Source organism: Rickettsia endosymbiont of Culicoides newsteadi (assembly GCF_002259525.1).
Lineage (GTDB): Bacteria > Pseudomonadota > Alphaproteobacteria > Rickettsiales > Rickettsiaceae > Tisiphia.
In genome coordinates this window covers 1-6,401 of record NZ_MWZE01000068.1, presented here as the reverse complement: position 1 = coordinate 6,401, position 6,401 = coordinate 1, and the positions used below count along the sequence as shown (strand labels likewise).

The window sequence follows — 6,401 nt, the reverse complement described above, 5'->3', positions numbered from 1 at the left end:
CTCTTAAGAAAAATAAACCTTCCATAAATTGCAATTTCGACTTTCCTCTAAATTATAACCTTATCCCGAATTGACGTTTTACCAGTATTCCAAGTAGCTGGCTGTTCTTTAGTAGCAGTGTCTAATGACTTTTTAAGTAAAGCTTTTTTCTGGTATTGAAAATAAGCATGTATTGACCTCGGAGTAAGATTACTAATAAACTCATTTAACTTGTCAGTATCCTTGATCAAATCGATTGAAACAATATTATTCTCTTCTGCAGTCTCTATGGTAGCAGCCTGGGCTAGGGGTAGGGGGACTTGTTCCTGCTCTTTTTGAAGTCTTGCTAGTAATGAACTAAGTATCTTTATTTTGGCTATAGTTGATGAATCTAAACTAGTTACGTTATTTAAATAACACATGGCTGTGTTAAAATCCTCTTTTTCTACAGCTATATAAAAAGCAAAATCTTGAGCAGAGGATAGTAACAGAGCAGACCTATCGCCTAAACTAGCATTCTCTTTTAGAAACTGTAAGCAGGGTTCAGATTATAAAATATAAATTCTAGATATTTAAGAAGAGGGAAAGTATGATGTCCTAAAATTTCAGGATATTGTTTGTACTGCTGGTTAATAAATTCTAACCCTTCTTGCCATAACCCAGCTTCTTTACAAATTTTTAATATTTTAAATAATTTAATTGGTATATTAAGCTCCTTTGTACAACAAATAGTGATTTCATTTCAACACTCAATGGCTTTGTTAAATTCCTTATGTTGTAAAAGAATTTTATCCATATTTCTTTATAAATCGCTAAATAATCGTTCTGATGTGTATTATTCTGAAAAAACGTACCTAATTCTGCAAGGGAAGCATCTTGCTTAGATGCAAATTGCAGCATTATTGTAGATAAATTTTGCAGTGCTGGATCTGTTAACGTCTTTGCATGGTTTTCTAATGCTGTTAAAATAGAAAAATTTGGTGCAGACCCAACAATATTAAGCATTATTTGATACAACTCTCTAATAGCACTATCTTTAATTTTTGCTATTTGCCTTGAAATATTGTAAATATCACCATTATTAATATAATGGTTTAATTGTTCCATTATTGCCCCTTGATCATCTGGCGTTAATTTTTCCGCCTGAGAAAAATACTCTAAAGACTTTGCTATATCAGAATGTTTCCACGCTAATCCTAGATTAAATAAGATCTCATATAACGATTCATTATATGTTCCAGCTGGTAGTTTTTTGAAACTCTTAATTAGATAATTATGGGCATATTCAGCATATTTAATGGCATTATTGCCATCTGCTACTTCTAAGTACTCTACACACATTATATTATATAATACTGTCAGAATAGTAGATAACTCCAAGGGTATAGCTTTATCTATTAGATATTTTTGCAATTCAGCACTCCCTTGATATTGATAGTGCTTATATAATCTAATTAACGTTTCTAAGCTGTTAATGACATATGGCATTTCATCAGATGACATCTTCTCAGAAGGTTTTGCTAATTGCTCAAGGAAGCTTTTTATACCATCGATCGCACCTACAAAATATTTTTCGTTATTTTTTTCTGATAAAATAGCTTTATAAAAATCTGCCATTCCTTTGTAAAAGCCTAAGATTTTATCTTCCTCTGGTTGCGGTTCTACAAGTTTAGCTGTTACTTTTCCCTTGTTCTTCAATACCTCTTTGGCGAATGCTACATAATTATAGAATTTACCACTTGGAGCAATTAGCTCTGCTCCGGCTGCTTTTAATTCGTTGACTATTGGAGTATATTCAAGTAAACGTGCGAAATAAAGAGACGCAAATTTTTGATTATCTTGAACATTTAAATCTGCTTTAGCTTTAATGAGTGTAATAACAGTTGGCAAACTATTAGCAATTATTGCTCTATGTAATGAAGTTTGTCCTTGAAAATCTTGATTATTAGGATTAAATCCTTTGCTAAGTAGAAAACTGACAATTTTTTCAGATCCATAGATAGCAGCTTGATCAAGTAAAGTTGCTTTAGCTGCTGAATCTTTTTGTTCTCTGAGATCAACCTTGAACTCATTAATTATTAGTTCTATTATATTTACATTGTTATCATCTTTGACTAATGGAACTAATTCATAAAATAATTCCTTGGAGCTTATTTTTAAACAAGATTTTAAGTTAGTTGACTTAAATAATAATTCAAGTGCCGTAAAGTCCTGAGCTATAATAGAGTTTCTAAAAGCTTGATTTAGAAAGTCTTTATCTGATTTGTAAAAATCTAATTCTTCTTTTGTTGTTGTAATTTTTCCCATAAGAACCACTATTTATATTATGTCATATATGCCAAACGTCATTGCGAGGAGCTACTTTAGTAGCGACAAAGCAATCCAAAAAACGATTAAAATGGATTGCTTCGAGGCTTACGCCTTCTCGCAATGACGTTTTTTACCCTGTCATTCCCGCTTCTCCTTGTCATTCCCGCTTTGGTGCGGAATCTAGATACCTGCTTTCGCAGGGGTGACATTGGATCCCTTGTCATTCTTAGCAACGACGGAAATCTAAACCCATAGTACCTACAATTGGATTGCCACGACCACTATGTGGTCTCGCAATGACTTATATACATCCCAAAAACGTCATTGCGAGGAGTGCGGAAACCGCACGACGAAGCAATCCATAATAATATACCATAAAATTTAGTGCCACTAATAACAAAGATATTATTTTTTAAAAATTTTTAATAATATTAATCATATATTAACCTTATTTTCCATAATATATCTTATAGAACTATCCGGCTAAAGCAATTACTATAGATTTACCCATTCTTTTCGCTAATAGATAAAAATCTTTTATATTGACCTATCAGTGGATAATTATATAATGCTCGCTTTCAATAAGCATAAAATTATAATGAATAAATTAGTAAAAATATTATCTACTATTTATATAGGCTCCTTGTTTTTTACCAATGCTCAGGCAGATGAGGTTAATCCTGAGGCTGATCAGAGATTTTTTTATATTGGGACAGAAGCCGGAATAGTACAGCCGGTGGTAAAAAAATTTCGCCATAGTTCCGGTAGTGATTTCACCTTAGAAAGCTCTAAAATGTATAGCGGTAAGATTGGTTACAGCTTTTATCCGCAAATGGCTATTGAGTTTTCAGCAACACATCATCCACAATACCGGCTAAATTATGTTTTACCCAAACAAGAGGTTGCCGGTTTAATTATACCACAAACTCCGGGTGCCACTAAGATAATTTCCAATTTATATATGCTTAATATTGTATATGATTTTGACAAAATTAAAGAAATGACTCCTTTTGTCATATTAGGTGCTGGAATTGCTCAGGTAAAAGTTAGTTCCGCTTCTTCTCGCTGGAAGTTAATGGATGTAGAATATTTTAGAATTAGAACCACTGATAGTAATTGTTTTGCTTGGCAAGTAGGTCTTGGGCTTTCTAAGGATTTATCTAGTAATTTTAGCGTTGATATAGCAGTAAAATTACAAGCTGCTCATTCCATAAAGATTAATTATGATACTTTGGATATGCAAACTCAGAAATTTATCCCAGCAATTCCTATCAAAAAAACCATAGTGGTTGGAGAATTTGGTATAGGATTTACTTATAAATTACCAATTTAATGTAAAAAGACTATTAGTACATGAAACTTTTTAGTATATAATACATTTAAATTTTAGTGTGGAGAACATATGACTGCTAATTTAGAGCTTGCCTCAACATCTCAGAATACATACGATGAACTGCCTTATGAGAGTTATTCGTATGCCTTAACATCTCCATACCATCTACAAACACTTGCTGTGTTATTTGGTATGCAATCACCAGCAGTTGAGACTGCAAGGGTTTTAGAGCTAGGGTGTGCGGCAGGAGGTAATTTAATACCTCATGCTGTCAATTATCCTAAAGCACATTTTGTTGGAGTTGATCTATCTAAAGTACAAATAGATGAAGCTAATAAACATAAAGAAGGATTAGAACTTAAAAATATAGAATTCCGACATTATTCTATTACGGATATTGATGAATCATTTGGTAAATTTGATTATATAATTTGTCATGGAGTAATCTCTTGGGTGCCAAAAATTGTCCAGGATAAGATTTTTGAGATAGGTAATAAAAATTTATCAGATAACGGCATCATGTATATTAGTTATAATACCCTACCTGGCTGGAATATGATTCGTACTATAAGAGATATGATGCTTTATCACTCAAATGCCTTTAATAACATTCAAGATAAAATTACTCAATCTAGGTTATTACTTGAATTCGTTAATGATAGTTTGGAATCTTCTAAATCGCCTTATTCTCAAGTATTACAAAATGAAGCTAGTTTACTTGCCAAACAAAATGACCATTATTTGCGTCATGACCATTTAGAAGAAGATAATGTACAATATTATTTTCATGAATTTATGGATGAGGCTAAAAAAAATAATTTACAGTATTTGTCTGATTGTAATATTTCCACCATGTATCTAGGAAATATGCCGGCAAAAGTGGTAGAGAAATTACAAGCAATAAATGATATTGTTAGAATAGAACAATATATGGACTTCATTACCAATCGTCGATTTAGGTCAACCTTACTTTGTCACAATAATATTAAATTAAACAGAGCTATCAAAAATGAGGATATTACTAAATTTAATATGACATTTAATATAGTGCCAGAAAAGCCTCTTGTTGATATAGACCTTAATTCATCTGAAGTCGCCAAGTTTTTTCATAATGGTAATAAGGATAATAATTTATCAACATCTTCTCCTTATATGAAAGCGATACTCTATACTTTCTCTGAGAATATCAATAATCCAATGAGTTTTGATAAAATTGCTGTTAGTAGTAATAAAAAACTGCAAGGAGCAAAACTGAATGAAATAAAGGCTGAATTTTTAGCTAATGCCATGAAGTTAGTGTTGCAAGGATATATTAATATCACCTTACAGAATAATAGGAAAGAAGTAAATCTTGATAAACCTAAAGCATCAAAGCTTATTTCATATCAGGTAACTCATACATCTAATATGTGGGTAACAAACCAAAGATATGAAGTGGTAGCTATTAATCTTTTTGAGAGGTTTGCTCTACGATATATGAACGGTAATAATGACCACAAGCAAATCATTGAACTTGTTATGCAGCATGTTACTTCTGGTGAGATGACCTTAAGTCGAGATGGTAATAAAATAGAGAATATTGATGAAGTCAATAAAGAATTAACATCATTCTTGCCGCCTACATTAACTAAGTTTGTGGCTAATGCTTTGCTGGTTTAATTGTCATTGGACCTTTTGCATAAATTATCTTTAGGTTATGCAAGAGGTCTATTGAGTCCCTTGTCATTCTTAGCAATGGCGGGAATCTAAGATACCTGCTTTCGCAGGGGTGACAGCTGCCCTTGTGTCCACAACTGTTGAAAGTTAGAAGGTAAAGCGGGTTTTAGATAGGTTTTTTGTCATTGCGAGGCCACGTAGTTGTCGTGGCAATCCATCTTTGGTTACTTTTATGGATTGCTTCGTCGACCTACGGTCTTTCTCGCTAATAGACGTTGACCACATACGACTTTTAAACTATCCGGTTTAAAACCGCTTCCTCTTCTAACTTTCAACAGTTGTGCCCTTGTGTCATTCTTAGCAATGGCGGGAATCTAAACTCCCTGCTTTCGCAGGGGTGACAATTATTATTAGTATCCTTCATTCCCAATTATTTCAACACCATCTTGGTCATCCAATGGTGAAGACCCCTTAACTAATGAATGGGCAGATATATAATCTTCTAGCTGTAATGCAAGTTCTTGCAATGTATAGTGGGCTGTTGCAAACTTTTCTATAAGAGGATGTTTTGCTAACATTTTGATTATAAGATCATATTCATCAGATGTTGGTATTTCTCTATTATAATTAGGTAAGTATTTTTTGATTTCTGCAAATGCTGTATTAATCTGTGCTAAAAACTCTTGCTGTTTTATGCTAATATATTGTGGTTTTTCCATATCTATCGTGACGAAATCAAGGTCTGCAAGGCGTTCTTGTAATACTGGTTTGTCTTCAACAAAATTTATTAACTTCTTAGCTAATACGCCAATAAATTCCTGAATATTGGTTTCTGTGATAGAAGTTCTTGCTCTCTCTTCTTCTAAATTTTGTTCTTGCAATTTAATAAATTCATTATAAAAATCTTTATTTATTTCAGTTACACTATTAACAATATCTTCCAATACTCCTTGGAGACAAGCAGTTTGATCTTCACCATATTATAATGGTCTCCATATTTTGGACACAAAAATAGAAGAAATGAGATAGAATTCTTTAGCAAAAAAGGAGAGCTAGAGATGAAAAAACAAGTAAGGCAATATAGTGCTGAGGAGAAATCAAAAATTGTCATAGAGACAATCAA

Annotated in this window: 4 protein-coding genes and 1 pseudogene; 2 read left to right on the top strand and 3 right to left on the bottom strand. The window is 32.6% G+C overall.

Annotation, left to right across the window (positions count from 1 at the left end; all coding sequences use genetic code 11):
* Positions 1-47 precede the first annotated feature (47 nt).
* Positions 48-401, bottom strand: a complete 354-nt coding sequence (locus tag RiCNE_RS05145; RefSeq protein ID WP_094649530.1) for a hypothetical protein — start codon at positions 399-401, stop codon at positions 48-50.
* 256 nt (positions 402-657) lie between these two features.
* Positions 658-2,286, bottom strand: a complete 1,629-nt coding sequence (locus RiCNE_RS05140) for an ankyrin repeat domain-containing protein (protein ID WP_094649529.1) — start codon at positions 2,284-2,286, stop codon at positions 658-660.
* 601 nt (positions 2,287-2,887) lie between these two features.
* Between RiCNE_RS05140 and RiCNE_RS05135 the strand changes: the two genes are divergently transcribed.
* Positions 2,888-3,622: a porin family protein gene (locus RiCNE_RS05135; protein ID WP_133062948.1), complete on the top strand. Its 735-nt coding sequence runs from the start codon at positions 2,888-2,890 to the stop codon at positions 3,620-3,622.
* Positions 3,623-3,712: 90 nt separating this feature from the next.
* A pseudogene (locus RiCNE_RS05130) lies at positions 3,713-5,281 on the top strand (methyltransferase regulatory domain-containing protein); the annotation flags it as partial.
* 407 nt (positions 5,282-5,688) lie between these two features.
* Here RiCNE_RS05130 and RiCNE_RS05125 read toward each other — a convergent pair.
* On the bottom strand, positions 5,689-6,222 hold the full coding sequence (locus RiCNE_RS05125; RefSeq protein WP_094649527.1) for a hypothetical protein: 534 nt from the start codon (positions 6,220-6,222) through the stop codon (positions 5,689-5,691).
* Positions 6,223-6,401 lie beyond the last annotated feature (179 nt).